Origin of the sequence: Virgibacillus oceani, assembly GCF_041521345.1 — a bacterium.
Classification (GTDB): domain Bacteria; phylum Bacillota; class Bacilli; order Bacillales; family Amphibacillaceae; genus Virgibacillus_N; species Virgibacillus_N oceani_A.
This window is the reverse complement of sequence record NZ_JBGOHB010000002.1, coordinates 98155-124883: the sequence shown is the minus strand read 5'-3', so window position 1 is coordinate 124883 and position 26729 is coordinate 98155. Positions and strand designations below refer to the sequence as shown.

Here is a 26729-nt window from a genome sequence, read left to right as displayed (position 1 = left end):
TTAGTAAAGTCAAGGTGATTTTTTGATACAAACATCAACAGAGCAACTGGAACAGAAGGACTATTTATTATATATTTACACCCCTTTTTGCGGCACTTGCAATTTAGCCAGAACCATGCTGGAAAAAATTGAATCTGTCCATCAGAAGGATATTTTTTATGAGATGAACGCCTCTTTCTACCCGGAATTTATGCAGGATAAAAAGATAGAAAGTGTACCCTGTCTGCTTATAAAAAGAGACGGAAAGATTCAGGAAAAAGTGTATGCCTTTCGTTCGATCCCCAATATTTATACCTATTTATATGAGTATAAGCCGGAAATGTTTACGAGAAATTAAGCGGCTATTGGCAGGTAGGATCCATAGCTGCTTTTAATTCACATTTATGGAAATGATTTTTCTCTTTCACCTCATCACTTACCTTTCGCATCACCAATAATTTAATTGACACTTACAAAAGAAAGTGCTAATATAATATCTATCAAACTCAAATAATTATTTTGATCTCTTATCCTGAGCGGGGGAGGGGCTGGCCCTGTGAACCCGCGGCAACCTTCAAATTTTGTATTTGAAAGGTGCTAATTCCTGCAAAGCAATTTGCTTTGACAGATGAGAGAACGAGAAGACATAAATAACGTCTTTCTGTTCTCTTACAGAAAGGCGTTTTTAAATTTGGAAAGCCGAAAGGTTAGGAGGGATTGCTCTGATTTCAATCGAAGGCTTGAGTAAAATTTTCACCTCAAATAATAAGAAAATTACAGCTGTAGACGATTTGACCCTTTCGATCAATGAAGGTGAAATCTTTGGAGTCATTGGCTACAGTGGAGCAGGCAAAAGTACATTTGTCCGATTGCTTAATCGTCTGGAGGAGCCTACTAGCGGCCGGGTGGTTATGGGCGAAAAAGAAGTCACCGCATTAAATAGTAAGCAGCTGCGCATTACAAGACAGGATATCGGGATGATCTTTCAGCATTTCAATTTGCTTTGGTCACGGACAGTGGAGGATAATATCGCATTTCCGCTTGAAATAGCGGGTGTTTCCAAAGCAGAACGCAAGGAAAAAGTGCAAAATCTGATTAACCTGGTTGGCCTGACCGGAAGGGAAAAGGCATATCCTTCCCAGCTGAGCGGGGGACAGAAGCAGCGGGTCGGCATTGCAAGGTCACTGGCAAATGATCCAAAAGTATTGCTTTGTGATGAGGCAACGTCTGCGCTTGATCCGGAAACAACTAATTCCATATTGGATTTGCTCGTGGATATTAATGATAAACTTGGATTAACAATAGTCCTGATCACGCATGAAATGCATGTAATCCGTAAAATCTGCAGCCGGGTAGCAGTAATGGAAAATGGGAAAATTGTAGAGCAGGGTGATGTGCTCGATGTTTTCTCTAAGCCGGAGCAATTGGTGACCAAGAAGTTTGTTGAGCAGGTGATGGGGACAAATGATGAGGATGACAGCATGGAGTATTTGCTTCAGCAATATGAAACAGGTGAAATTGTAAGGCTCCATTTTGTCGGTGAAATTACTAATCAGGCCTTGATAAGCCAGTTGGCAAAGCAATTTGATCTTGCAATTAATATCCTTCAGGGAAAAATCACCCAAACGCAGGCTGGCGCGTATGGAACATTAATTGTACAACTGGAAGGAAATGAAGAGGAAATTAATAAAGCCACTCGCTATATTCATGAAGAAACCTCTGTGGAAATGGAGGTTGTCGGGCATAATGGATAATTTCTTTTCTAATCTGGATACGCAGGAATTGATAGAGGCTACGTATGAAACATTTTATATGACCATAGTTTCCCTGACAGGCACGCTTATCTTTGGAATTATGCTCGGTCTGCTGTTATATATGACAGATAAAGACGGAATATGGCAAAACAAATACTTAAATATGGTTACGGCTACCGTTGTAAACATATTTCGAGCCATCCCATTCATTATTTTGATATTATTATTATTTCCGTTTACTAATCTTTTGGTAGGAACACTCCGCGGGCCAACAGCTGCCTTACCGGCTTTAATTATTGCATCGGCTCCTTTTTACGGACGACTCGTGGAAATTGCCTTAAAGGAAGTGGATAAGGGCGTCATTGAGGCAGCAAAATCAATGGGAGCAAAAACGAGGACAATTATTTTTAAAGTCCTGCTGCCGGAATCCATGCCCGCGCTTGTTTCAGGTTTAACGGTAACAGCCATCGCATTAATCGGCTACACAGCAATGGCCGGTGCCATTGGTGCAGGCGGACTTGGAAACTATGCTTATTACTTTGGTTTCCAGCGCAGGGACTGGGATATCGTGCTTGTATCCACCGTTCTTATCGTAATCATCGTATTTCTGTTCCAGTTTATCGGTGATTTCATGACGAAAAAACTGGATAAACGTTAGTGAATAATTAGGTATTAACCTTTTTATAAAAAACAACATCAAAGGAGAAGAATGACTCATGAAAAAATTACTTGTATTTTTATCTGTTTTATTAGTTTTATTCTTGGCTGCCTGTGGCGGAGATTCCGATAATGACACTACAGAAAATGACACAGCAGATGATGCAGAAACAACCGAAGACGAAGCAGCAGAAGAAACAGAGCCTGCTGAAATTACAGTAGGAGCTTCCAGTACACCGCATGCTGAAATTTTAGAAGAAGCACGTCCTTTGCTTGAAGAAGAAAATATAACATTAAATATTGAAGAATATCAGGACTATGTTTTTCCAAATGATGACCTGGCAAGTGGGGAACTGGATGCGAACTATTTTCAGCATATCCCGTTTTTAGAACAGACGATCAGTGATACAGGGTATGAGCTTGATTATATTGATGGAATTCATGTGGAGCCAATGGGTGTTTATTCCCAGGGCATTGCAAGTGTGGATGATATTCCGGATGGTACAGAAGTAATCATCAGTAATTCTGTAGCAGATCACGGCCGTATTTTGGCATTATTTGAATCAGAAGGTTTAATTACACTTCCTGAAGGTGTTGATCCTGAAGAACTCTCCCTGGATGATATTGAAGACAATCCGCTTAATTTAACTTTTTCACCGGATGTAGACCCTGCATTCCTTCCTGAGCAATATTTTGCTGAAGAAGATGCACTGGTTGCCATCAATACAAACTATGCGATCGATGCCGACCTTAACCCGCTTGAGGATGCGTTATTTATTGAAGGAGAAGATTCACCATATGTGAATATTATCGGTGTACGTGCTGAAGACATGGAAAATGAAGCATTGAATAAGCTGGTCGAAGTGTTGCAATCCGAGGAAATCCAAAACTTTATTTTGGAAAACTATGATGGTGCAGTAGTTCCTGTTGGAGGAAACAACTAGTCATTTTTACAGGAACGATTACTTTTCTGCAAATATAAAGCATTTTATATTATATGCGAGGAATCAGCCAAATGTTTATGTATAAATATAACAGTAAATGATAAGTAAGTGATACGTTGGATAATTGCATGAGAGGCGTTTAAATTCACATTGTAGAGGGAATCGTCCTTATGTTAGTCTTGTTATTGTACAGAAAACGAAAGGATGGTTCACTATTCATAGTGGAATACGGATGAATTATACTCCGGAAATGGAAAAAGCAATGCAGCAGTCACACAAGATGGGCTATGCAGAATATGAAAGAAAACTGGAAAACCGGATTGCTGTTGAGAAAAGAAGAGAAGAAGAATATGAAGCATGTAAACATTTAACCAATGATATTGATAGTCAAATTCAGCGATGATAATTGAAAAAACTGGTGCTCATGGATGGGGCATCAGTTTTTTTGTGTAATGTTTTAAGGATCTGTTAGCGAAATTTGAAGGTGTCGAATTAAGAAAGGTATTGTCGAATGCATTAAAGGATCAGATAAATAAGTTATAATGATATGAGTAGTGTTTCGGGAGAGGGTTTAATGAAGAAAAAGGTAGCTTATATAATCATATTTATCACTGGGCTTGCAATTGGCGTATTTATATTTACAAATTATTTTTCAGTCTGGGACGTTACGGGAGATATAACGGAAACCTATTATAATGAAACAAGTTATTCTATTGAAGTAGAAACAGGGTTGTTTTCTGGTAATCAAAAATACAATATAACAATCGACAACAGAAGTGAGATTATAGTTAATGGAAATCACATTGAATTCGATGAGCTTAACCTATTTCCAAACAATGAATACAGGATGAAAGCTGTTACGGGTGATTCTGCCTTGTTCTCTGATCCGCCTGTGGTTGGGGCAGAAATTATTGAGATTGATGAAAGATAATCTAGGTTTGCAGACAGACATTCATTATAAATTAAATCAATATACTTTGAATTTTATTAGGTTAAACCTGTAAATAATACATTGTTTTTAATTTTGACTAAAATAAGGTACACTATAGGTAGAAATTTATATAATAATTAAAAGATCGTCAGCGCGGACACGCTAACGATCTAACACAATAACTTAATTCCCTTCAAGGGGGATTGGCATTTGGCAATAATAATCCACCAGAGCCTTCAACTCAGGGGTGGATTATTTTTTTGCATCTTTTTATTTTAACTATCTAATCCGCTCCTCCGTATCTGCATCAAAGAAATGCGCATTTGTCATATCAAATGCCAGATTTACTTTTTTGCCTCCGGAAACGTCCGTGCGGGAATCCACTCTGGCTACAAAATCCTGTTCATCTATTTTGGAATAGAGATAGGATTCTGCTCCCATTAATTCAGCTACTTCAATAGTTGCAGTTAGGGTTGACTGCGGATTGGCTTCGAGAAAGTCGGTATCATCATGAATATCCTCAGGGCGAATACCTAAAATAAGATCTCTCCCAGGATAATTTTGCTCTTTTAATATTTTCAATTTGTCATCAGGAACTTTAATTTTCACATTCCCTAAATCAAACACTCCATCAGTCAGCTTGCCTGAGAAAAAGTTCATGGATGGAGATCCAATAAATCCGCCGACAAATACATTTTCCGGCTCGTCGTATACTTCTTTCGGTGCACCAACCTGCTGGATAAGACCGTCCTTCATGACGACAAGTCTGGTGGCCATTGTCATTGCTTCCGTCTGGTCATGTGTTACATAGATCGTTGTTGTCTGCAAACGCTGGTGAAGCTTCTGAATTTCCGCGCGCATCTGCACACGCAATTTTGCATCCAGGTTGGATAAAGGCTCATCCATTAAGAATACCTTCGCATCACGAACGATGGCTCTTCCCAAAGCAACACGTTGGCGCTGCCCGCCGGAAAGTGCTTTTGGTTTACGGTCGAGATAATCTTTTAATCCTAAAATTTCTGCTGCGTTATCCACTCGTTCTTTAATTTCCGCTTTTTTAAATTTGCGCAGCTTCAGTCCAAATGCCATATTATCATACACGTTCATATGTGGATAAAGTGCGTAGTTCTGGAAGACCATCGCAATGTCCCGGTCTTTTGGCGCCACCTGGTTCATTTTTTTATCATCAATAAGGAATTCGCCTTCTGTGATTTCCTCCAGACCGGCAATCATTCTGAGTGTGGTGGATTTCCCACAGCCGGAGGGACCGACAAATACGATAAATTCCTTATCCTGAATATGTAAGTTGAAATCATCCACTGCAAGTACGTCTTTGTCATACATTTTCTTAATATTTTCCAATCGTAATTCAGCCATTCTTTTCCCCCATCTCTTTGTGTGTTACATTCATTGTATAGAAGTAGGGGATCCATGAATATGGTAAACATGCACAAAGCTTAAGCTATTCTTTGTGCATTTTGGCCAGTAGTGCTAAATATACGGTGATTGCTTGATCAAATTCCCTGATTTCAATCCCGGTTTGTTCATAAAATTTGTCCAATCTATATTGAAGGCTGTTCCGGTGCATATATAATTCCTTGGCAGTCAGCGTGACGTTTAAATTGCACCGGAGAAATGTATACAGAGTGTGCAGAAGATCCTCTTCATCTGCAAATTCTTGTAATACAGTTGCAGTCAGTAAATCTTTGAAACTGTTTTCAGCCTGGTTTATCAATATGTAAGGGGCTGCTTCCACATAAGTAACTACTGATTTATCCGTGTAGGAAAAAACACTTTTTGCACCCAGAATAATGGTGGCATAGTAATCCTTTATTTTTTGCAGATCAGTCAGATAGGGACCGACATAAAAATGAATAGTACCGGACAGGTCACTCATTAAGATATCGATAATCTGCTCATAGGAAATGCGTTCGTCTGATGTTGTTAACTCTTCCACTATAATACCTTCATGCTCGTTTTCCCATAAAATCGGAACAGTTGCAGTAAATAATTCATGAATTGCCGCCTTAAAAGCATGAGCGGAGATCTGGTTTTTCTTGATGGAAAAATGAACAAAACGAAATGGTTTTTGTTTTTTTGATATAAATGGTTGGCAGTTGGGATCATACAGGATTTCCAGCCATTGCTTTTCTGTTTTCGTTTGAACCGGCAGTCTGCTGTTATAAGGAGACAAAAATGCCGTAAGCAGTTTCACGTCTTTTGGCGTTAATTCATTTTCTTTAATCCCGATAACTTCCTCCTTGTCAGTAACAAACCATTGATAGGCATCAGACATGTCTGACGTTTTTTCATCATAGCTTATCAGGGAAGGGAAAATATTTTGAAGATGATTGATCATATAAGAACCTCTTTTCTTTGAGCAATTAACTTGTAGAAAAACGGAAAAAATTGATTTTCTCTTCTTGCTATACATGGCATCCTCAGTTTGTTATAGTGAATAGGTACTAAAGTTGTAATTCGGAGGAGGATTATATATATGCCTAATATTTATGATAGTGCATATGATTTGGAAAAAGCAATCCGAGAGAGCGATGAATTTGCTAATTTAAAATCAGCATTCGATGCGGTGATGAATGATCCGGAGGCAAAGCAAATGTTTGACCGTTTTCGCAATGTCCAAATGGAACTGCAGGAAAAACAAATGCAAGGCGAAGATATTCCAGAGGAAGAAGTGGAACAAGCCAGGCAGGTTGTAGAGCTGGTACAGCAGCATGAGGATATTTCCAAATTGATGGAAGAAGAACAGCGTCTGAACATGGTTATTAATGATGTGAGCCGTATTATCACAAAACCGCTGGAGGAATTGTACGGAACGGATGAACAGAACAATTAAATAGTGTTTACATATAGACTCGCAGGGAAGGAACTGCGGGTTTTATTGGTTTTTATTCCAATTATACAGCAAGTTGCTGTTAACAAGGCTTAGATTTCATCTAAGTCCTTTTTATTTTGGTTTTTTTGGTAATCAATGCAAATGTCTTTCATGCTAGAAAACATGATAAAAAAATTTTAAATGAAAACATTTGTTTGTATTTGTTAATTCTGATATATTTTCATTAGAATTACTCCCCGTTAAGTCCTCCGCCTGCTGGAAAGAGGCATAGGAGTTGAATCTGTGGCAGATATCACTGGACTGGCAGAGCGTAAAGTTAGCGAAATACCGAGGGATATGTAGAAGTAACACTTTTATTCAGATATATTGAAAGGAGCATACCTCGTTGGAGAGTGTTTCTTTTTTATATCAAAGAAACTGAAAATATAAATATTATTACTACGAGTTCATAGATCTTTGTCTTTAACAGGCAGGAAAACTGTGGACTTCGAATTTAAAGCAGGAATTTCGTGCTAAATGTCGAATAATGTAAATAAGTAATATTAATAGGGGGACTAGATATGAGTTTAGTAACATATGAAAGTAAAGATAATATTTCGTACATACATTTTAACCGCCCCGAACGGTATAATGCATTGAATAAAGAAATGCTGGAGGAGTTGCTGGGAGCGGTAGAAGAAGCTGATAAAAACGAAGATAAGATCTTAATCCTTTCTGGTGAGGGGAATGCTTTTTGTGCAGGTGGAGACATTTCCATGATGAAGGACTTTTCAGAAAAAGAATTCTTCGATCAGGTGATGAAGACCATTGAAAAAATTGTACGGAAACTGTATATGATGCCTAAGATTGTTGTTTCAGCAATCCAGGGTTCTGCAGTGGGTCTCGGCCTTAGCCTGGCACTGACTGCAGATTACGTCATTGCCAAAAATGAAGCCAAGCTTGGTATGCTGTTTATTGGAATCGGTTTAGCACCTGATGGCGGTGGCCATTTCTGGCTGCAAGAGCGCATTGGCACGCAAAAAGCAAAAGAATTTATTTGGGGCTTGAAGCAGATGGAAGCTACAAAAGCAAAACAAATGGGGCTTGTGGATATGACAACAGATGACAAAGTTATTGAGCATGCGCAAGGATTTGCAAACAAGCTGTTGACTACTCCAATTATAGCTATGCTGAAAACAAAGCAGATCTATCATGCTGCAAAAGAAAAAGAATTAATCTACTATCTGGAAGAAGAACAACAAGCTCAGTGGGATCTTCGTGGCACGGGAGATCATAAAGAAGGGGTTGCGGCTTTTCTTGAGAAGAGGAAGCCGGTATTTAAAGGGAAGTAAGTGTGAGAAGTGATTTAAGAGTTAGCAAGGGGCGAATGGTATCAGGTATATTGTTTATGATTGTACTTAGTGTGAGTTGAAAACGTGACAAACGTAAAAGTAAACCAGCGGAAAGAGGAAATTTCATCCTCAATCCGCTGATTGGTTGATTAATTGATTGGTTAATAAAATTCACACAAACATTATATGCCTGTAATTGCTTATTTAGCAGGGGGAATTGAAAACAACGGATCTGGTAAATTTTTAATATTTACTCATCCACTATCTGACCATCTTCCGACAATTTTTCAGGTGGTACCAACTCAACGAAAGCTTCGGCACCGGCTTGCGCTGTATTACTTCTCCCTGTGCTTTCAAACTCTTCCTCAATTTCCACAGATGTAGTAAACTGAAAAGATCGCTCCATCTCTTCCAATTCGGCGATTGCCACCGCGTCTTCCTGTTTGGCATCATCACTTTGTACAATTTGATGGGTAACATCAATCCCGCCTCGTTTTAGCACCATGTCAGTTATTTCCACTTGGTTTAATCCATCTTCTCCGTAACCGGATATAGCCAATACATATGTTTTGCCATCGACAAGGAACGCTTTACTCTGTTCGACTGATTCATTTTTCTCCAGCCATTTCTGTATGCGTTCTGGTGCTTGCTCTGGTTCAATCACTTGGAAGGGGACAGGTATAGATTTATGCTCCGTTAGAAAGCCTGATTCCAGTCCTGATCCTCTTATGACATCGTTAAATTGACGGGCGTTCAGGTTGGGATTTTCCTGGCCGGTTTCATCCGAGTACAAACCCGTCTGGATGGTTTCCAAGTCTTTTTTCAAATTTTCCAGGTATTGCAGTTCTTCCTCGGCTAACGTATTATTTTCTGCAAATTGATTTATTGGGTGATTTGAAAACAGGAGTGTATGACCGTAGATCTCACGATCAACAAAACGGCTGCCTGCATTCAGTATAAGGTCTGCTTGTTCCAGACTCTGATCAATCTGCAGCAGGGCCCGCGCCAAGTTGTTACCTTCCAATTCCTGTTCTAAAACGGTATCTAAAGAACTCATTGCTGACTCTAGTTTAAAATAAAACTGGTTCAAAAATGATTCGTATTGACGCTGGCTTTCCTGGTTTTTCTGATAAAGCTGTACGCCGGTAATGATGAGCACCAAAGAAATGATGATCAACAAATACGTTTTAATTTTGCTGAAGGATTCTTTTTTCATTGTTCACACCTTGCCTGAAAGAAAATTTCGTTGGTTTATAAATTGCACCTATGTATTATATTCGATATGTATCAACTGAATTCCTTCCCCGCAGCGTATTTCTCCAATAATTAATTTCTTTATTTAGTTAATTTTAATAGTTTGTTACGGTGATACTAAATAATTCTGGATCAAATTTGTTTTCTGCATAACTTTTTTAGCTGTTTGTTGTATTTCATTATCAATATCTTCGGTTACTTTTTTGTTGGCTATCTTAATAGTTACGTTAACACGCTTATCAGAAAAAACATCATATTCTATGCCAAATGAATAATTTTTTTCTTCATAAAGGGTGTTTCCAATATCCGTAAGAATTTGGGATTCTACAATTTGATTATACTCTCCACACTTGCCATAATTTTTTATCATTATTGATTGGGTCTGCATTATTCTCATTTACAAAAATTAATATAATTAACGTCAATGAGCTCATTATAATTAACCCAATGATAGCTTTTCTTATATTTAGCCTCATTTCGTTAAGGTAATTGATATATATAACTTAACGTTCGCATTTTTGAAGTTGAGTTGAGAAATGCCATAATGGGCATATGTATTCTTTCTGATTAAAAGCTGCGCGTTTAACATGGAGGAAACTGCGGGAAGTTTCATACCTGAAAAAGCAGCTTCACTGTTTCACTCGTACCATAAACAAATACCCAATAACCGACATCAGCCGGATCTTATCCTGTTTTGAAAGTTCATCCGACAGTGCTACAATATCATTTTGTATATCTCTGAATATATTTGTGTATTCGTGAGGAAATTTTCCGTTGTAAAAGTAAGCCCATTGATTACCTTCTTCATCGTCCCAGCTGAAACTTCCGGAAATACCGGATGCTTTAATAGAAAGAATCTGCTCTTCCTTTTCATTGAACAATTCGCCCTTTATCTGAAATAGAGACTTTAGTTCTTCCTGTATGTATTTGCCAATTTGCTTTTTCTCCTGGTTAAAGATGGTTAATTTCGTCCGTTTTAGCCAACCCTTTTTCCGGAATGTAAATAGGATTTCCCCATCATATGATATAAATCCATAAGTTAATGGAAGGAATTCGAGTATAGCATCGTAAAAAAATTGAAAAGGGTACATCCACCAAGGAATATCCAGTGGCTTTACCATGCCAATAAAGTTTCCGTTTTTCTCGAAAAGAAGTAACCTTGGAGTGAGAGATACATCTTTTTTAATCACCACATTATTCAGGTCAAGTATACCCTGTTTCGAATTGTGAATGTTCATGTTCTTTACTCTATTGTAGTGAGAACGGCTTATGATAATAATTGCGAAAATTAAGCCGAGCGGCATGAGGAAAATCAGCATTTCCAACCATTCTGATGTGGTTCCGGGTGTTTGGAATAGCACCCACCAAAGAATAATCAATATAATAAATCCTAAAAAAAGATATCCCATTTTCTCCCGGCGTTTGTACATTTCTGCGATCAAAGCATATCCTCCTCTGCAAATACTTTAGCTCGGTTATTTACATAATTCATCTATAAGTAAACCTTAGAATCCTTCTTTTCCAATAGAAGAATAAATCTATAAAATGATCATGACACCTGCAAATAAGAATATAATATGCAAAGCTATCAGTATATATTTTTTTGCCCCTTTTCCAATACTGGCAAAAAGAAAGCCTAAAAGAGGAAACAGAATGATTCCCAGTATAAAAATAGAACCTAAAATTCCGCTTATATACTGGTGCAGGAATAAACCTGCCGCATACCAAATCAAAAACAAGATAATGAATAGTAAAGAGACCTGGAGCAGGTTTTTTCCGAATTCTTTTACCCAATGATCTGCTACTTGGAAGTAGAAATTGTCTTCTTCCCTTTTGTCATGGTTGGCGTCAAAAGCGGAAACCAGTCGTCGGCCATTCCTGGATTGGGCGGTAACATCGCCTCTTGTTAAATCTTCATTCAGATTATGATATTGAACAAGGTTATCCTCGTATTGTTTCATGATGATGCCGATATTCGCATTTGTATTGCTATCCTTTAATTTATTTCCACTGGACTTCAGCAAGGAATATATAGAAAATCTGGTTATGATCATATGTAGTCGTGAAAATAGTTTTTGGAACACGTTTATTACCTCTCTTAATAAGTAGGATGAAAAATTAGGACTGTAGAGTTTGATTCTTATACTGCTGCTTCCGGAGTTAGAGTTTAATAATCATACAAGGTTTTAAGAGCCCGCACGGAACTGAAACCTACTCCAAATGTCAGATAGACAACCTCTAAGAGCCCGTACGGAACTGAAACCTGCTCCAAATGTCAGATAGACAACCTCTAAGAGCCCCGCATGGAGCTGAAACCTGCTCTAAATGTCAGATAGACAGCCTCTAAGAGCCAGCACGGAACTGAAACCTACTCCAAATGTCAGATAGACAACCTCTAAGAGCCCGCAAAGAACTGAAACCTGCTCCAAATGTCAGATAGACAGCCTCTAAGAGCCCGCAAGGAACTGAAACCTGCTCCAAATGTCAGATAGACAACCTCTAAGAGCCCGCACGGAACTGAAACCTGCTCCAAATGTCAGATAGACAACCTCTAAGAGCCAGCACGGAACTGAAACCTGCTCCAAATGTCAGATAGACAACTTCTATTAGCCCGCAAGGAACTGAAACCTGCTCCAAATGTCAGATAGACAACCTCTAAGAGCCCGCACGGAACTGAAACCTGCTCCCAATGTCAGATAGACAGCCTCTAAGAGCCCGTACGGAACTGAAACCTGCTCCAAATGTCAGATAGACAACCTCTAAGACCCTGTACGGAGCTGAAACCTGCTCCAAATATCAGATAGAGCACGCCTTATTATCTTTCAGCTCATCAAAATCGATCTAACCAGCTGAATAGAATGACTCTAATCCTTTCGAGCTTACCAAAAAATCACAGAGAATGCGTATCATCTCTCTGTGACTCTGGGGCAATTTTATCCAATCACTTATCTGTGAAATAAAATCAATTTAGCTTCCGGTGACACACAGCGGTGAGTTCGTTCGCTGTATTCTTCTTCTTCCAGCCGGGTTTGACCAATTTCTTTTGCTTCATCATCATTTTTCGCCGTGAAAGACTCATCCAGCAATTTTCCCCCTGATTGATCGAAAACCGTTAATGCATAAGTTCTTTCCATACTTATTTCCTCCCCGAAATTCTGCAACTACTATAATCTTGCTAATTTGCTGCAAAAATATTTCATCTCCTTCTATCGTACATATTTTTTCAAAAAATGAAAAGTGAAATGGCGGCAAAATCGGGAACTGAAACTCATTAGATTGAAATAGGATAGGTGAGTAATATATTTTTAACTAAATGTAAAAAAAAGTTGACTTATAGTAAAAAATATATTACCTTGTTAACAAGGGAGGTTATTCAGTTGCCGTCGAGTGAAAAAGGTACACTTAAAAACCGCATCACAGTTCTTCGTGCTGAACGCAATTTATCACAAAAGGAAGTAGCGGATGGCGTGGGTGTAAGTCGCCAAACGATTATTTCATTGGAAAAAAACAGATATAATCCATCTTTAAAATTAGCATTTGATCTGGCAATCTTTTTTGGCGTAGATTTACACGATGTTTTTCAATATGAAGGAGAGAGGAATTAACTATGGACATTTTATACGTGGTCTATCAACTTTTTCGTTTACTTTATGTCATTATTTTTTTCGGTGCAGTATTTTATTCACTGAAATTTGAGTGGGGAAAGGAGGGTAAAGATGAACGCGGTAAAACCATCGCCGGCACATCATACAGTATTGTTTTTCCACTGTTGCCATTAGGATGGTTGATCATTCAACTTATAAGCGATTATATTCAGCCGATAGATTACGAAACATATAAACTGCTTATTTGGTTTTTGTTAACAGGGCTTTACATTATCCATGCTATTAACCTTATGGTGCTAAAAAGAAAATATTAGATTAGGGGGTTGACCATGAATATGTACGCATGGATAGGATTGGCAGGAATTATCATATTTACTGGCCTGCCTTTGTTAATTAGATCACAACGAACGAAGTACAACATAAACCAATTTATAATAGCTGTTATCATTGTATTTGGTATTATGTTTTTTACCGAGATAATGAACATCTCTTATATATTGGCATTTATTGCGGGCTTTATTCTTTTTATTCTGTTTGATAAAAAAACATATACAAAAAAGCGCATGATTATTTATGGTTCATCAATATTTGCAGTCATTGCCATTGCTCTTATCGCTTCATACGTGTTTTTTAAAGAAAACCCTGAGTACACCTTAGAACATATAAAGAAAAATCCGGAAAACACTTCTTTATATGTTTCCGTGAATGATAAGGAAATGATCGCATATCAATCCAATGTTGTCCGTCCGCTGGCGAGTGTAGTGAAAATTGTGATTGCCGTCGAATACGCTTATCAAATTGATCATGGAGATATTCAAAAGGATGATATGATTTCACTCGACCATTTGGATAACTACTATATTGAAAATACCGACGGCGGCGCCCATGAAACATGGCTGGAGCTATTGGAGGAAGAAGGGGAAATTGAAAATAACACTGTCCCTCTGCATGATGTTGCCAAAGGAATGATTACGTTTAGCTCCAATGCAAATACGGATTATCTGATTGACTTGCTTGGTGCGGGTAATATAAATGATCGTATTGCACAATTGGAGCTGCAAGATCATGATGATGTCCTCCCGATCGCAGGTTCACTTTTAGCAATAGATGAAGTTAAACAACACAACGAGAACGATCCGCAGACGGAATTGCAAAATATGCCAAATGAGGCGTATGAAGCGTTGGCACTTCAGAATAGCGAAAAGATGAAAAATAACAGTATATCATTAGAAGGAGCACAAGATCTTTCGTTAAACGAACAACGGATCTGGTCGGATCGCCTGCCAAATGCACCTGCGGAATCCTATGGGAAATTGTTGCAAATGATTGCAAATGAATCATTCCCAACAGAGGTTTCCATGATTATGCGGGACTTAATGGAGTGGCCGATGGAAATGGTGGAAGGAAATAAAGAGCACTATCATTATCTTGGCGCAAAAGGCGGGTCAACTGCCTTTGTCTTTAATCAGGCTATGTATGTGGAAGATTTAGATGGGAACAAAGTTGAGCTTGTGATTCTAATGGATGATTTATCCATATGGGAGAGCCTTATGTTACAAAACCATACGAATAGCTTTATAACTGAGATGGTCAATAATGGAGAGTTTAGGGAGAAGGTACGGGCAGAACTTGATGGGTGAAATTGTGTAGCTTTGAAATTATGATGATATGCTGGATTCTTTTAACTCAGCATCGGTAATTAAGCCATTTAACAAAATAATACTACGCATTTAATGTAAAAGGTTTTGACATAACCAATCTAATGCGTTTAGATGAAATGGAAAGAACTTTTTATATTTAAGAGGTGATAGCATTGGATCTAGTCAGTTGGGTTGTTGCGATGTCGGGTGGTTTGTTTATATTCTTGATTGTTGGCTGGTTTACTGGAAATAAGGAGTACGGCGGTTAAGAAACAAACGATGATGAAGGCTCTCAATTAATCAAACAGAAAGACATCGTGAGTAGTTGGATCGTATTACTATTTATAGTTACTTAAGTAACGTTGTATTTGATTCGTCGGTTCGGGGCCACTAAAAGTTAAACATCCATCATTGTTTTATTTAATCTTTTTAGTTGGTAGCTATTTTGTTTACTATTGGATTTACAGCAGACGGTTGAGTGGCAATGAAAAATAAAATTCAAGAACTTCGAAAAGCCAAAGGTTTCACACAAGATGCATTAGCAAAAAAATGTAAAGTATCCCGACAAACAATTAACGCTATCGAAAACAATCGGTACGATCCCACAGCTGTTTTTGGTACAACAGTTGATAATGTTTTTAAAGAATAAGCTCATGAAATAAAAAATGAAACTTATTTTTTGCACTTACGTAAACAATAAAAGGGAAAGGAGTTTGAATATGACATTATTATTGGATAATGTAACAAAACAATTTGGGAAACACACTGCAGTGGATCAGCTTTCACTTAAAATCCCGGAAAAGGAAATGTTCGGATTTTTAGGTGGAAACGGGGCAGGGAAGACAACAACCTTCCGCATGATCCTAGGGTTATTGGATGAGACAGAAGGCAATATAACCTGGAACGGGGAATCGATCAATTATGATAAAAGTCACATCATTGGTTACTTGCCGGAAGAGAGAGGACTATATCCAAAATTAACCGTAAAGGATCAGCTGGTTTATCTCGGTAAATTAAGAGGCATGAGAAAAAATGATGTACTGACAGAACTGGAGAACTGGCTCGAAAGATTTAAAGTACCTGAGTATTTGAATCAAAAGGTGGAAGAATTATCCAAAGGGAATCAGCAAAAAATACAGTTTATTTCTGCGGTAATTCATAAGCCGGAATTGCTCATATTGGATGAGCCGTTTTCCGGGCTTGACCCCATCAATGTGGAAATGCTCAAAGAAGCAGTAGTTGATTTAAAAGAGCAAGGTACTTCGATTGTATTTTCCTCCCATCAAATGGATCATGTAGAAGAGATGTGTAAGCATTTATGCATTTTACATAAGGGCAGTCCGGTGGTTCAGGGATCGTTACGGGATGTTAAAGATGCTTTTGGGAAGAAAAATTTGGTCGTTCATGCAGATTTTCCATTGGAATTTCTTCGTGATTTTCGTGGTGTTGTTAGTTACAAAAAAACAACGCGAGGATGTGAGCTGCAAATTGAAAATGAAGAAGTTTCCCAGGAAATATTTACTGCGTTGCATCGTAAAGGGTTCATCCGTAAGTTTGATTTGGAAGAACCATCGTTAAATGATATTTTCATTGAGAAAGTAGGTGCTTCCTATGAATAAGTTTTGGATCATCATGTCGCATACATATATGTCACGGGTGAAATCTAAATCATTTATCATTAGTACTGTTATTACATTATTATTTATCGTCGGACTGGCAAATTTCCAGTCTATCATAGACATTTTTGCAGATGAGAGTGATGACCAAATTGCTGTTATTGATGAGTCAAATGAACTGCTGGAGCCATTCAGCCAGCAGGTGGAAGCTTCTGGTGAATCTATTGAAATGGTCGCATTTGACGGAGCGGAAGAAGAGGCACAAGACATGGTGCAGGACGGTGAATTTGATGCACTTATTACATTAGCATTGGATGATGCCGAGTTACCGGAAGCAACCTATTATGCAAACAGCATTTCAGGCAATGGCAATCAAATGATGCTGGAGCAGCAATTACAGCAATTAAAAGTAGCGATTGCGACCCAGCGATCCGGGGTTGATGAACAGACGTTAGCTGAAATCCAAGCTCCGGCTTCCTTTCAGACAGTTGCACTGGACGAAAGCTCCAGGACAGAGGAAGAACTGAGCCAGGCAAGAGGAATAGTCTACATTATGCTATTTCTGTTATATATGGCTGTGATTGTATACGGGCAAATGATAGCAACGGATGTGGCCACGGAAAAGTCGTCTAGAGTGATGGAGATTCTGGTGTCAAGTGCACCACCGGTTACCCACATGTTTGCCAAAATATTGGGGGTCGCTCTGCTGGGGTTAACACAGGTCGTGCTCTTTGTTGGTGTCGGTTATGCGTTAATTTCATCTAAACAGGATGAACTGACGGGCGGATTTTTTGAAGTGTTTGGTATCCAGGACACATCCATATCCATTTATATCTACGCCATTGTATTTTTCATCCTAGGTTATTTCCTGTATGCCACCATGGCAGCGATGCTCGGGTCATTGGTCAGCAGGGTGGAGGATGTACAGCAGCTGCTCATGCCAATGATTTTCCTGATTCTGATCGCCTTTTTCATAGCGATGTTTGGCATTAGCATACCGGATTCAACTTTTGTTACGATCAGTTCCTACATTCCATTTTTTACACCAATGGTAATGTTTTTACGAGTTGGCATGCTGGATATACCGGCCTGGGAAGTAGCACTGTCGATCGGTATATTAATAGGAACGATTGTTGTGCTAGGACTTATCGGGGCGCGCGTTTATAAAGGTGGGGTCCTGATGTATGGAAAATCCTCTTCACTGAAAGACTTTAAAAAAGCAATGGCTTTATCAAAGAAGGATAAATAACTTTTTGGAGGTCAAGAGATGGCGTCTAAGAGAAATGAGAAAGTGGATGAATTTATCCAAGCATTGCCTGAGGATATAAAAGAAATGACGGAAAGTCTTCGCGGGGTCATTCATGAAGCAAATGAAAATATGAATGAGGAAATAAAATGGAATATGCCTTGCTTTAGTACAGGCAACACCAATATTTGTTATCTGCAGCCGGCAAAAAAACATGTAAATCTCGGTTTCTATTCCGGGGCCATGCTTCAGGATAAAGATAATATACTTGAAGGGGAAGGTAAGAAAATGCGGCATATCCGGATTAAAAAGATGGAAGATGTCCAGCAGGAAAAAATGAAGGCTTTGATTGAAGAAGCAATTGAATATGAAGCTTGATGCAAGAAATAATGGCTCGGTTTATGATGAAACCGGGTCGTTATTTTTGCAGGTTACAGGTACGAAAGAATAAGAGTTTTATCAGATTTTCTATTTTATAAAGGTGACGATTCTTTAAAATAAAGATTGTTGCAATTTTGTTTATCCAGGTACCTAGAGTTGCCTTCTCAAGGTAATCATTAATCGTTTTTCGTTCCAAGAGGTACTCGAGAAGTGTCCTCAAGGCATTCATTAATCATTTTCCGTTCCAAGAGGTATCCGAGACAACTTCTCGAAGTATTCATTATGCCTTTCCACTCATAGAAGTATCAGATCGATCTACCTTTTTTGATATTTAACTTCAGGTTTAAGCATCACCCGCATAGGTTTATGCAGTATTAAATCCACCCAAGTAACAGAACGTGCATTCTGTTAGGAGTTTTGCTAAAATAGATGTTAGAAATTGATGTTACTGGAGGTGCAGACATGGCAAAACAGGTTTCTTTTATCCACGCAGCTGATTTACATTTGGACAGTCCGTTTAAAGGGCTGGCGCATACCCCGGATTCTATATTTGAATATATTCGGGAAAGTACGTTTAAGGCTTTCGAAAATCTGGTAAATACAGCGATTGATAAACAAGTGGATTTTGTGCTGCTTGCTGGAGATTTATTCGATAATGAAAGGCAAAGCCTAAAAGCACAGATCCGGTTAAGAAGAGGGTTCGAAAAAATGAAGCATCATCATATTCAAGTTTATCTGTCTTACGGTAACCATGACTATATAAAAGGAAATGTTCATCCTGTTACATATCCGGAAAATGTTTTTATTTTTCCGGGAGAAGAGGTTAGCCATTTCACCTATGAGAAAAATGGAAATCCACTTGCTTCGATATACGGGTTCAGCTATGAAAATCGTGCAGTTACAAGCAACAAAGCAAATGAGTTTTACATACATAATAACGAAATTCCTTTCCATATTGCCATGTTGCACGGAAGTGTGGAGAGTAATACGGAGCATGATACATACGCCCCTTTTCAAACACGAGAGTTAACAGAGAAAGGCTTCCACTATTGGGCGCTTGGCCACATTCATCAGAGACAGTTACTAGCTACTGACCCACCGGTTGTCTACCCCGGGAATTTACAGGGAAGAAATCGGAAAGAGACAGAGGAGAAGGGCTGTTATTATGTTGTTATGGCGGAAAATGATGTGTCTATGGATTTTATCCCTTTGCAGGCAATTCAATTTCTTCCTATTGGAATAGATGTGAGCAGCATAAAAGAAATTCACCAGCTGGAAAGATTGATTTTTGAAGAACTGAACAAACTATCCTTGACAGAGCCGGCCCTCCTTGATCTAAGTTTAATCAGTAATAATTCATTACTCGGCGAATGGGAAAATGGCGGATTAATTAATGAAATCATAGAATTGGTAAATGACATAACAACCGGTGAAAAGAATTGGCTTTACATCTTTCGTTGGCGAAGCCAGGTACATGACTTTTCCAGCAGTAAGTGGAAAGAAGATCACTTTTTTGGGGAGCTGCAGCGTCAGTTTTCAGAGCGTGCTATTGACCCCTTTATGAAAGAGTTGTACCAGCAACGGCAGGCACGGAAATATATAGATCAGCTGTCAGCGGAAAAAGAACAGGAAATTAAAAATAAAGCAGAGCAGTTACTCATGCATGAACTGCTGAAGGGATGAGGTGATAAAGGTGAAAATCTTGAATGCCACTATCTATGGATTTGGCAAATGGGTTGATTATTCAGTTGACTTTGATCCCGATAGCTTTACTGCAATATACGGAAAAAATGAATCCGGCAAATCCACACTGCATCAGTTTGTGCTTTTCATGTTATTTGGGCTGCCACCGAAACAGCGTAATTTTTACCGTCCGAAAACAAGTGGGAAAATGGGCGGCAGATTGACTGTTGAGGATGCTGAAGTTGGTGTTTTCACGATAGAAAGACTGGATGAAGTGAATAATGGAGCTGCCATCTGTTATACAGAGGATGGGAAAGAATTTGATGAAGTTTGGCTGAATGAACAGCTGAAAGGGTTGACGAAGAAAACCTACCAATCTATATTTTCTTTTTCCTCTATGGATTTGCATCTGATCAATAATATGAAAGAAGATGATCTCGCTGAAGTGCTTCTCGGTATCGGCATGACAGGATCTGCAGCCATCTATTCCGTGGAAAAGAGACTGGATCAGCAAATGGGAGAATTATTCAAACCAAGGGGTGCCAAGCCGCTAATCAATCAGCAATTAACCTCACTAGATCACTTATATACACAGCTTCAGCAGGCAAAAAACAACGAGGAAACATACCGTGAATTGAAGGGAAATCAAAATACATTAAACAATGATATTTTGGAATATCAGCAAAGGATCATCGAAGAAAAAAAAGAATTAAAAACGATAGAAAAACAGCAGCAGGCACTGCCTTATATACAGGAATATATGGAAGCGGCAAAACAGTTGAAACAATTTCCTGAAGTGCTGCATTTCCCGGAGCAAGGAATTGCCAGACTGGAGAAAGTCAAGGACAAGCTGCTTCCGCTTAAAAGTGAGCTGAACATTTTACGGGACAATCAGCAAAAATATGAACAAAAAATAAAGACTTTACAGCAGGAAGTAGATGACTTCCCGAGGGATCAAGTCACCGGACTGCTTGAAAAGAAAGAAGCCTGGCAAAATCGAAACAAAGAACTCGCTCGTCTTGAGCAAAATCTTAGCAAGACAAGTGCACAGATTGAAAATGAACTAAACCAGATGGATGCCGTTATTAAGCAAGAAGTTTTAGCTGAAATGCATCTGCCTTTTCATATCGAAAGGGAATGGCTTGATATAAAAGAAAGCAAAGAGAAATTTCAGCTTGAAAAAGAAAAAGTGGAGCAGGAACAAGAGGAATTAATCAAACAAGAACGATATGTACAGAAAGAAAAAGCTGTATTGGAAACTGCAATTTTACCGGAAAAGCAAAAAAAAGAACTGGAGGAGAAAACAAGGAAGTTTCAAGAGCAGGCGTGGACAATCAATATACAGGAAAGCGCTGCAAATCAAAAAATGCTTTTGGAGAAAAATAAAGAGAAAAAGCAACAAAAAGCAAAATTATTACTGGCAGGCAGCTTGTTTGTAGGTGTTGTTATGGGTGGAGCAGGTTTTTTTCTCGAATCATCCATATTATATTTTTTAATGATAGCTGTGCTTTTATTCGGCCCAATCCTGTGGTACACCGAAAGAAAATCTTTGTCGGAAATGGAAGAATTGCTGCAGCAGGATGGACGTGAACTGCAGTCACAGGAAATTACAAAGGAGTTCAAAGATGAAGCTGAAGAGCTATTATCCCAAAACGAGAACCGGCTGCTTAAATGGAGAGCTTTGGAAGGTCAATGGAAAAACCTGAATCTCCAGCGGCTCAAATGGGAAGAGAAAAGAAATTTCATTGATAGGAAAAATAAGTGGCTGCAAAAAAGAACAGCGGCACAAGTTGCCGAATACCCATTTCTTGAGCTTATAGAAATCCGCTATTGGCCGGAAATGTATCACCGCCTGAAGCATATAATACAACTCATCCGGGGTAAAATCGATATCGAGCGGAAAATGGAAATATTGAAAGCGAAAAATACAACTTTTCAGGAAGAAGTAGATCAGTATTTTCAGCAAGAACAAAAATTGCCTCTGCAAGCCGGCATGGAGATGCTGGAAGAATACGTGGAAAATACAAATAACCTGGAAAAGCAGATTTTAAACTACAAGGAACTACTTGATGAAAACTATCACGCACAGGATTCGTTGAAACAGAAACTGCAAATTTATGAAAATGAAATGGCTGCTTTATTAGCTAGTGCCAGTGTTTCAGCAGAGGATGAATTCTATGAAAAAGCACGTCAAATTGAGGATCAAACGAAATATAAAAAAGATAGATTGAAGGCGAAAAAGCAGATATTCCGTATTTTGCCTGAAACAGACCTGCAGGAAATCCCGTATGAAAGCAGTTTATCCGATAGTCAGCAACAAACCAAAACAACCGTTGAGAACCTGGAAGCGTCATTAGATAAGAAACGTGATGAACTGGCCAAAGTCAATGCCAACCTGGAGAATCTGGAAGCCTCGGAAAACTATTCATCACTTATGCATCAAATGGAAATGGATAAGGAAGAACTGAATCATCTGGCGAAAAAATGGGCTATATTAAAAACGGCGAAAGAGATGCTTTTGGAAACGAAGCGAAATTACAAAGACAAGTATTTGCATAAAGTAATGGAAAAAACGACAGATTATTTTACAAGGCTGACAGAGGGCAGATACGTTAAAGTTTTTGCGCCGGGAAAAGACAATTCTTTTTACGCAGTGGCAAGTGATCATGCTAGATATCATGTAAATGAATTATCCAGAGGAACCATTGACCAGCTGTATATTTCATTAAGGTTGGCCATCAGCGATATTATGAGTAAGGAATACAAAATTCCATTTATCCTGGATGATGCCTTTATTCATTTTGACAGCATCCGTACCCAGCGTGTGATGGAAGTGCTCTATGCCATTTCCGGAACACAGCAGATAATTGTTTTTTCTTGTAAGAAAGAAATTATCAACCAAGCACCTGATTCTCTAGTTATCCAATTGGAAAAAAGTAATGTAAAGGAAGTGTTTTCCTAATAGGGTAAGAGGTCAGAGAATTCCGTTCGCATAAAAGAAAAAATAATGGTAAACTAATCCCATATTATATTGCAGTTGGAGGGAGCCCATTGCCGGAAAACAACGTGACTCAGGACTGGGAAAAATATGACGAAACCTTAGATAAATTTATACAGGTGATTGCCAAAAATATGAATTTATACGGAATCACCTCTTCTGTAGGCAGATTGTACGGTGTATTATATTTTGCAGATGAGCCAATGACCCTGGATGATATGCGGGATGCGCTTGTTATGAGCAAAACGAGTATGTCCACCGGAGTCAGAGCATTAGAGGGTTTGAAAATGGTAGAACCGGCTTATAAAAAGGGAGTAAGAAAAGATCTCTACCGATCTGAGGAAGACTGGTACAAATCGTTTACCTCATTATTTGGCAACCGCTGGAAACATCAAACGGCATCCAATATTGAGGAAGCGGAAGAGACACTGGAGGAACTGGAAAAGATATATGAGGAGACGACAGATGAAGCATTAAAAGAAAAAATTTCCAGTGATATGGAAAAGCTTCGTGATGCAAAAAATTATTACGATTGGTTAATGAAATTTATCCAAGTCGTTGAATCTGGAGAAATTTTTGAATTTATCCCTAAAAATAAGAAGTAGGGAAAATCAGCGCTAGAATTAAAGATATGCCTGCTTTTAAATATTTACGGTGGGACAAGCATTTAAGCAGAGCCCCAGATCAATTTTTCATTCACTTGTTGTCAAGGGGGGAGTATTATGAAAAAAGGAATCGGCATTATGAGTGTCGGAGATGCGTTTGATGATTTTATGCTGATTAAAGAGGTTTCCAAAGGAGTAACAAGTAATGGAAAGCCTTTTTTGACACTGATATTGCGTGATGCGACAGGAGAAATAGAAGCTAAACTTTGGGATGCAACCAAAGAGGACGAAGCATTATTTGTTCCTGAGCAGATTATAAAATTAACCGGTGAAATCAATCAATTCCGAGGGAAGTCACAGCTGAAAATTCTGTCTGTTCGTTTATCTCAGCCTACAGATAATGTCTATGTTACCGACTTTGTGGAAAAGGCACCTGTGGAGAAACAAATTCTAACGGAAAAGCTGACGGAAGCCATTTTTGAAATGGAAAACCCCACCATCCAGCGAATTGTCCGGGCATTTATTAAAAAGTACCAGGAAGCATTATTAACTTACCCGGCAGCAGCCAAAAATCATCATGAATATGCTTCGGGTCTTGCCCATCACATTGTCAGCATGCTTGCGATGGCAAAAGAACTGCATAAACTATACCCTGAACTGAATAAAGACCTGCTGTATGCCGGCATTATTTTGCATGACCTTGGCAAAATCAAAGAACTAACCGGCGTTGTTACCACTTCTTATACGGTAGAAGGAAAACTGTTGGGTCATATACCAATGATGGTGGAAGAGATAGGCATCATGGCGAAGGAACTTCAGATTGAAGGAGAAGAAGTAATGATCCTGCAGCATCTTGTGTTAAGTCATCACGGGAAGGCAGAGTGGGGAAGCCCGACCCCTCCATTAGTAAAAGAAGCTGAATTGCTTCATTTAATTGACTTAATTGATGCAAAAATGAACATGTTAAACCGGGCGCTGGACAAAGTGAAACCAGGTGAATTTACGGAAAGAATGTTTGCCATGGATAATCGCGCATTTTACAAACCTTTGTTTGAGGAAAAATAAGGAGACGTCATTTTTTAGCAGGCTTGTTCATATACTTGTAATAGGAATAATGGACAAAGGAGGCTGAAAAAGTGATTCTCGGGATACCTTGGTGGATTTTCATGTTGATTCTGTTCATATTTTTAAGTGGGTTTATGGCATTTCGGGCAATGAGAGCCGAGCAGAAACTGGAGCAGGAGTTTATTGAAAAAGAAGGTCAGATTTATATGGATCGGCTGGAAGCGGAAAGAAGGGAAAGAGGGCAGCAAACGTCATCATAGAAACGGCTTCAATCTAGTAGTGGGGTGCTTGGTTCCCCATCTGATTGAAGCCTGATAGATGAATTTATTTTCTATCGTACATACAAAAAATCAAAAGAGGCCAATACACCATTTTGTATTAGCCTCTTTTTTAATCACTGTTATCCTTGTACTTCTACTTCTTCCTGTTCAAACATGTCCTCAAATTCACTGATATTTATTTCTACATTTGATTCTTCAATTAAGTTATTAATTTTTTCCTGGACTGCCATTGGATCCATTCTTTCATTAAGCAACTGACGACGGATATCTTCTTCCATGTCTTCCAGTTCACCGATATCTTCCTCTGATTCACGGATGTCATTTACTTGAATGATATGAAATCCGTGCTGGGTAGCAACCGGATCACTGATTTCTCCTTCTTCCATCTCATAGGCAGCTTCTTCAAATTCAGGAACCATCATTCCTGCGGAGAAATAGCCCAAGTTACCCTCGTCTTCCGCATTTGACTCATCTGTGGAATATTCGCTTGCCAGTTCCCCGAAGTCATCTCCATCATCAAGCCTGTCCAGTACTTCGTTTGCTGTTTCCTCATCATCAACTAAAATATGCTGTGCTTCAATTTCGGTATTCATTCGGTCATATGCTACCTGTATATCTTCATCGGTTATTTCAATATCTTCGGCAATGGCCTGTTCTTGCAAAAGGCTTAGCCGAAGTATTTCCTGTAGTTCATCTTCATCCTGAATCCCCTGCTGTTGCATCCACATTTCAAATTGTTCACCGAGCTGCTCCCGCATATCCTCGATTTCTTCTTCTACCTGATCTTCATCTATTTCATAATTTTGCTCAAGAATCTGGACGGTAACCATTTCATTCAGGACAGCTTCCCCATTTCGGTTCTTTAATTCTTCATAAAACGCTTCTTGTGTAATGTTTCCTGCATCACTTTCTACAACCAGTTCAGAACCTGACTCATCTGTACAAGCTGCCAATGTCAACATTCCAGCTGTTAAGGATGCAGCTATTGCCATTTTTTTCATCCATGTACACTCCTATACTTTTACTCAGTTTATCACCAGTTAAATATAACATATTCTGCTATAAAGATAATAGTACAATGTCAATTTATAGCGTAATTTAGTAATATTCAATTAAACCGTCACATTTAGTATTCTCACATAAGCATTGACCAATAATATGACAATCATAATATTTGTTACACGAAAAATTTTATTCTGCTTAGCGGCTTCCATTTCCGATTTTGTACAAAAGGAATGCGTTAATGAATTAAAAATAAATAAAACGAAAAATGCATAGATAATAAAAGGAAAACTCATTGAAAAACCCCCCCTGGAAAGGATACTATATATAATCTCTAATTTATTTTATTAAGACATCATATTCCTAACTTTATCAAAAGATTATCAATATGAACAGTCAAAATGGTCTTTTTCTTAAATGAAGCCCCATTTTTTTGGTCAATTAACCTCAAAGGTAAATTAAACTTTTTTTGTTTCGTTTTTATGCGTATAATTGGAAGTAAGGTTTTACTATTGCTGAAGGAGAGGTAATTTAAATTGAAAGATCCAAAAGATGAAACAGCATCCTTTCATGTCCAATTACTATCCAAAATATTAAACTTGGATGATTATCCGGTCGTTAAACTCGTGATTGAAAATAATTTGTCAAAAGCGGAGTCAGAAAAATTATTTCATCTGTTAACAAGGTTGAATAATCAATATGAAATCCAGAAAGAAGAGGGATTTCTTGACTTTACTCCTTTGCTTGTGGAATTTGCCGGTATGCTGAACGAAAAATTGGATCCGGATCAAACAATCTCAGCACTTGCAGAAGAAGGGCATTACCCTGCTTTAATGAAGGAATTCACACGCATTATTGAAATTGAAAAAAGAAAAGGCCAACGAAGGTCGTGAATATTTCATC

The 26729-nt window shown here is 38.5% G+C and carries 30 protein-coding genes and 1 riboswitch; of the genes, 21 read left to right on the top strand and 9 right to left on the bottom strand.

Translation table 11 applies throughout. The features are described 5' to 3' along the window. Window positions 1-22: 22 nt before the first annotated feature. The 6 genes from ACDX78_RS02675 (at window position 23) to ACDX78_RS02650 (ending at window position 4265) form a co-directional block, all read left to right on the top strand. Window positions 23-337 (top strand): thioredoxin family protein, encoded by a 315-nt coding sequence (locus ACDX78_RS02675; protein ID WP_486025143.1) that lies wholly within the window; start codon window positions 23-25, stop codon window positions 335-337. 166 nt (window positions 338-503) lie between these two features. Next, a riboswitch (SAM riboswitch) is annotated at window positions 504-614 on the top strand. A gap of 87 nt (window positions 615-701) precedes the next feature. After that, on the top strand, window positions 702-1733 hold the full coding sequence (locus tag ACDX78_RS02670) for a methionine ABC transporter ATP-binding protein (RefSeq protein ID WP_486025300.1): 1032 nt from the start codon (window positions 702-704) through the stop codon (window positions 1731-1733). Then, on the top strand, window positions 1726-2391 hold the full coding sequence (locus ACDX78_RS02665) for a methionine ABC transporter permease (protein WP_486025141.1): 666 nt from the start codon (window positions 1726-1728) through the stop codon (window positions 2389-2391). The genes ACDX78_RS02670 and ACDX78_RS02665 overlap by 8 nt, the downstream gene beginning before the upstream one ends. A 58-nt stretch (window positions 2392-2449) precedes the next feature. After that, complete coding sequence (locus ACDX78_RS02660) at window positions 2450-3334, top strand: MetQ/NlpA family ABC transporter substrate-binding protein (protein WP_486025140.1); 885 nt, start codon at window positions 2450-2452, stop codon at window positions 3332-3334. Between the two features lie 232 nt (window positions 3335-3566). Continuing rightward, a complete protein-coding gene (locus ACDX78_RS02655; RefSeq protein ID WP_486025139.1) occupies window positions 3567-3737 on the top strand; it encodes a YuzK family famiily protein in 171 nt (56 codons plus the stop codon). A gap of 171 nt (window positions 3738-3908) precedes the next feature. Further along, window positions 3909-4265 (top strand): hypothetical protein, encoded by a 357-nt coding sequence (locus ACDX78_RS02650; RefSeq protein ID WP_486025137.1) that lies wholly within the window; start codon window positions 3909-3911, stop codon window positions 4263-4265. Window positions 4266-4544: 279 nt separating this feature from the next. Here ACDX78_RS02650 and ACDX78_RS02645 read toward each other — a convergent pair whose 3' ends face one another. Further along, a complete protein-coding gene (locus ACDX78_RS02645) occupies window positions 4545-5642 on the bottom strand; it encodes an ABC transporter ATP-binding protein (protein WP_486025135.1) in 1098 nt (365 codons plus the stop codon). A gap of 85 nt (window positions 5643-5727) precedes the next feature. Next, complete coding sequence (locus tag ACDX78_RS02640; protein WP_486025133.1) at window positions 5728-6624, bottom strand: PucR family transcriptional regulator; 897 nt, start codon at window positions 6622-6624, stop codon at window positions 5728-5730. A 138-nt stretch (window positions 6625-6762) separates the two neighbouring features. Here ACDX78_RS02640 and ACDX78_RS02635 point away from each other — a divergent pair, with 138 nt between their 5' ends. Further along, window positions 6763-7119, top strand: coding sequence for a YlbF/YmcA family competence regulator (locus tag ACDX78_RS02635; protein ID WP_486025131.1), 357 nt, complete (start codon window positions 6763-6765; stop codon window positions 7117-7119). A 560-nt stretch (window positions 7120-7679) separates the two neighbouring features. Continuing rightward, on the top strand, window positions 7680-8450 hold the full coding sequence (locus tag ACDX78_RS02630; protein WP_486025129.1) for an enoyl-CoA hydratase: 771 nt from the start codon (window positions 7680-7682) through the stop codon (window positions 8448-8450). A 250-nt stretch (window positions 8451-8700) separates the two neighbouring features. Here the strand turns inward: ACDX78_RS02630 and ACDX78_RS02625 are convergent, their stop codons facing one another. The 5 genes from ACDX78_RS02625 to ACDX78_RS02605 form a co-directional block, all read right to left on the bottom strand. Further along, complete coding sequence (locus ACDX78_RS02625) at window positions 8701-9666, bottom strand: hypothetical protein (RefSeq protein WP_486025127.1); 966 nt, start codon at window positions 9664-9666, stop codon at window positions 8701-8703. 144 nt (window positions 9667-9810) lie between these two features. Next, the gene (locus tag ACDX78_RS02620) at window positions 9811-10074 is read right to left on the bottom strand and encodes a hypothetical protein (protein WP_486025125.1); all 264 of its coding nucleotides are present in this window, start codon (window positions 10072-10074) and stop codon (window positions 9811-9813) included. Window positions 10075-10333: 259 nt separating this feature from the next. Further along, the gene (locus ACDX78_RS02615; RefSeq protein WP_486025123.1) at window positions 10334-11146 is read right to left on the bottom strand and encodes a hypothetical protein; all 813 of its coding nucleotides are present in this window, start codon (window positions 11144-11146) and stop codon (window positions 10334-10336) included. A gap of 96 nt (window positions 11147-11242) precedes the next feature. After that, window positions 11243-11788, bottom strand: a complete 546-nt coding sequence (locus ACDX78_RS02610; protein ID WP_486025121.1) for a hypothetical protein — start codon at window positions 11786-11788, stop codon at window positions 11243-11245. An 861-nt stretch (window positions 11789-12649) separates the two neighbouring features. Next, complete coding sequence (locus tag ACDX78_RS02605; protein ID WP_486025119.1) at window positions 12650-12838, bottom strand: YhzD family protein; 189 nt, start codon at window positions 12836-12838, stop codon at window positions 12650-12652. A 243-nt stretch (window positions 12839-13081) separates the two neighbouring features. Here ACDX78_RS02605 and ACDX78_RS02600 point away from each other — a divergent pair, with 243 nt between their 5' ends. The 12 genes from ACDX78_RS02600 to ACDX78_RS02545 all read left to right on the top strand — a co-directional run bounded on the left by ACDX78_RS02600 (window position 13082) and on the right by ACDX78_RS02545 (window position 24803). Beyond that, window positions 13082-13309 carry a helix-turn-helix transcriptional regulator gene (locus tag ACDX78_RS02600; RefSeq protein ID WP_486025117.1) on the top strand — a complete coding sequence of 76 codons (228 nt, stop codon included), beginning with the start codon at window positions 13082-13084 and terminating at the stop codon, window positions 13307-13309. A gap of 2 nt (window positions 13310-13311) precedes the next feature. Next, window positions 13312-13623 (top strand): hypothetical protein, encoded by a 312-nt coding sequence (locus ACDX78_RS02595; RefSeq protein ID WP_486025115.1) that lies wholly within the window; start codon window positions 13312-13314, stop codon window positions 13621-13623. A gap of 15 nt (window positions 13624-13638) precedes the next feature. Then, the gene (locus ACDX78_RS02590) at window positions 13639-14949 is read left to right on the top strand and encodes a serine hydrolase (RefSeq protein WP_486025113.1); all 1311 of its coding nucleotides are present in this window, start codon (window positions 13639-13641) and stop codon (window positions 14947-14949) included. Window positions 14950-15433: 484 nt separating this feature from the next. After that, window positions 15434-15598 (top strand): helix-turn-helix transcriptional regulator, encoded by a 165-nt coding sequence (locus tag ACDX78_RS02585; RefSeq protein WP_486025298.1) that lies wholly within the window; start codon window positions 15434-15436, stop codon window positions 15596-15598. Window positions 15599-15668: 70 nt separating this feature from the next. Then, window positions 15669-16568, top strand: coding sequence for an ABC transporter ATP-binding protein (locus tag ACDX78_RS02580; RefSeq protein ID WP_486025111.1), 900 nt, complete (start codon window positions 15669-15671; stop codon window positions 16566-16568). After that, window positions 16561-17814 (top strand): ABC transporter permease, encoded by a 1254-nt coding sequence (locus ACDX78_RS02575; protein ID WP_486025109.1) that lies wholly within the window; start codon window positions 16561-16563, stop codon window positions 17812-17814. The genes ACDX78_RS02580 and ACDX78_RS02575 overlap by 8 nt, the downstream gene beginning before the upstream one ends. A gap of 18 nt (window positions 17815-17832) precedes the next feature. After that, a complete protein-coding gene (locus ACDX78_RS02570) occupies window positions 17833-18189 on the top strand; it encodes a DUF1801 domain-containing protein (RefSeq protein WP_486025107.1) in 357 nt (118 codons plus the stop codon). Window positions 18190-18654: 465 nt separating this feature from the next. Then, window positions 18655-19875 (top strand): metallophosphoesterase family protein, encoded by a 1221-nt coding sequence (locus ACDX78_RS02565; protein ID WP_486025105.1) that lies wholly within the window; start codon window positions 18655-18657, stop codon window positions 19873-19875. Between the two features lie 10 nt (window positions 19876-19885). Beyond that, the gene (locus ACDX78_RS02560; protein WP_486025103.1) at window positions 19886-22837 is read left to right on the top strand and encodes an ATP-binding protein; all 2952 of its coding nucleotides are present in this window, start codon (window positions 19886-19888) and stop codon (window positions 22835-22837) included. An 89-nt stretch (window positions 22838-22926) separates the two neighbouring features. Further along, a complete protein-coding gene (locus ACDX78_RS02555) occupies window positions 22927-23478 on the top strand; it encodes a GbsR/MarR family transcriptional regulator (RefSeq protein WP_486025101.1) in 552 nt (183 codons plus the stop codon). 117 nt (window positions 23479-23595) lie between these two features. Next, window positions 23596-24543, top strand: coding sequence for a 3'-5' exoribonuclease YhaM (gene yhaM / locus ACDX78_RS02550; RefSeq protein WP_486025099.1), 948 nt, complete (start codon window positions 23596-23598; stop codon window positions 24541-24543). A gap of 71 nt (window positions 24544-24614) precedes the next feature. After that, the gene (locus ACDX78_RS02545) at window positions 24615-24803 is read left to right on the top strand and encodes a sporulation YhaL family protein (RefSeq protein ID WP_486025097.1); all 189 of its coding nucleotides are present in this window, start codon (window positions 24615-24617) and stop codon (window positions 24801-24803) included. A gap of 140 nt (window positions 24804-24943) precedes the next feature. On the opposite strand, the gene ACDX78_RS02540 is transcribed toward ACDX78_RS02545, so the two are convergent. Together ACDX78_RS02540 and ACDX78_RS02535 are read right to left on the bottom strand one after the other, a co-directional pair. Continuing rightward, window positions 24944-25825 carry a peptidylprolyl isomerase gene (locus ACDX78_RS02540; RefSeq protein ID WP_486025095.1) on the bottom strand — a complete coding sequence of 294 codons (882 nt, stop codon included), beginning with the start codon at window positions 25823-25825 and terminating at the stop codon, window positions 24944-24946. A gap of 111 nt (window positions 25826-25936) precedes the next feature. Beyond that, window positions 25937-26122: a hypothetical protein gene (locus tag ACDX78_RS02535; protein WP_486025093.1), complete on the bottom strand. Its 186-nt coding sequence runs from the start codon at window positions 26120-26122 to the stop codon at window positions 25937-25939. A 240-nt stretch (window positions 26123-26362) separates the two neighbouring features. Between ACDX78_RS02535 and ACDX78_RS02530 the strand changes: the two genes are divergently transcribed. Then, window positions 26363-26719: a DUF1878 family protein gene (locus ACDX78_RS02530; RefSeq protein ID WP_486025091.1), complete on the top strand. Its 357-nt coding sequence runs from the start codon at window positions 26363-26365 to the stop codon at window positions 26717-26719. The last annotated feature ends 10 nt before the right edge of the window (window positions 26720-26729 follow it).

What these genes read in the sequence shown, in the direction of transcription:
- ACDX78_RS02535 (WP_486025093.1), bottom strand. Translation starts at nt 26,122, where the DNA reads ATGAGTTTTCCTTTTATTATCTATGCATTTTTCGTTTTATTTATTTTT.
- ACDX78_RS02595 (WP_486025115.1), top strand. Translation starts at nt 13,312, where the DNA reads ATGGACATTTTATACGTGGTCTATCAACTTTTTCGTTTACTTTATGTC.
- ACDX78_RS02640 (WP_486025133.1), bottom strand. Translation starts at nt 6,624, where the DNA reads ATGATCAATCATCTTCAAAATATTTTCCCTTCCCTGATAAGCTATGAT.
- ACDX78_RS02655 (WP_486025139.1), top strand. Translation starts at nt 3,567, where the DNA reads ATGAATTATACTCCGGAAATGGAAAAAGCAATGCAGCAGTCACACAAG.
- ACDX78_RS02570 (WP_486025107.1), top strand. Translation starts at nt 17,833, where the DNA reads ATGGCGTCTAAGAGAAATGAGAAAGTGGATGAATTTATCCAAGCATTG.
- ACDX78_RS02565 (WP_486025105.1), top strand. Translation starts at nt 18,655, where the DNA reads ATGGCAAAACAGGTTTCTTTTATCCACGCAGCTGATTTACATTTGGAC.
- ACDX78_RS02665 (WP_486025141.1), top strand. Translation starts at nt 1,726, where the DNA reads ATGGATAATTTCTTTTCTAATCTGGATACGCAGGAATTGATAGAGGCT.
- ACDX78_RS02635 (WP_486025131.1), top strand. Translation starts at nt 6,763, where the DNA reads ATGCCTAATATTTATGATAGTGCATATGATTTGGAAAAAGCAATCCGA.
- ACDX78_RS02650 (WP_486025137.1), top strand. Translation starts at nt 3,909, where the DNA reads ATGAAGAAAAAGGTAGCTTATATAATCATATTTATCACTGGGCTTGCA.
- ACDX78_RS02575 (WP_486025109.1), top strand. Translation starts at nt 16,561, where the DNA reads ATGAATAAGTTTTGGATCATCATGTCGCATACATATATGTCACGGGTG.
- ACDX78_RS02625 (WP_486025127.1), bottom strand. Translation starts at nt 9,666, where the DNA reads ATGAAAAAAGAATCCTTCAGCAAAATTAAAACGTATTTGTTGATCATC.
- yhaM (WP_486025099.1), top strand. Translation starts at nt 23,596, where the DNA reads ATGAAAAAAGGAATCGGCATTATGAGTGTCGGAGATGCGTTTGATGAT.
- ACDX78_RS02580 (WP_486025111.1), top strand. Translation starts at nt 15,669, where the DNA reads ATGACATTATTATTGGATAATGTAACAAAACAATTTGGGAAACACACT.
- ACDX78_RS02630 (WP_486025129.1), top strand. Translation starts at nt 7,680, where the DNA reads ATGAGTTTAGTAACATATGAAAGTAAAGATAATATTTCGTACATACAT.
- ACDX78_RS02620 (WP_486025125.1), bottom strand. Translation starts at nt 10,074, where the DNA reads ATGATAAAAAATTATGGCAAGTGTGGAGAGTATAATCAAATTGTAGAA.
- ACDX78_RS02540 (WP_486025095.1), bottom strand. Translation starts at nt 25,825, where the DNA reads ATGAAAAAAATGGCAATAGCTGCATCCTTAACAGCTGGAATGTTGACA.
- ACDX78_RS02660 (WP_486025140.1), top strand. Translation starts at nt 2,450, where the DNA reads ATGAAAAAATTACTTGTATTTTTATCTGTTTTATTAGTTTTATTCTTG.
- ACDX78_RS02605 (WP_486025119.1), bottom strand. Translation starts at nt 12,838, where the DNA reads ATGGAAAGAACTTATGCATTAACGGTTTTCGATCAATCAGGGGGAAAA.
- ACDX78_RS02645 (WP_486025135.1), bottom strand. Translation starts at nt 5,642, where the DNA reads ATGGCTGAATTACGATTGGAAAATATTAAGAAAATGTATGACAAAGAC.
- ACDX78_RS02585 (WP_486025298.1), top strand. Translation starts at nt 15,434, where the DNA reads ATGAAAAATAAAATTCAAGAACTTCGAAAAGCCAAAGGTTTCACACAA.
- ACDX78_RS02590 (WP_486025113.1), top strand. Translation starts at nt 13,639, where the DNA reads ATGAATATGTACGCATGGATAGGATTGGCAGGAATTATCATATTTACT.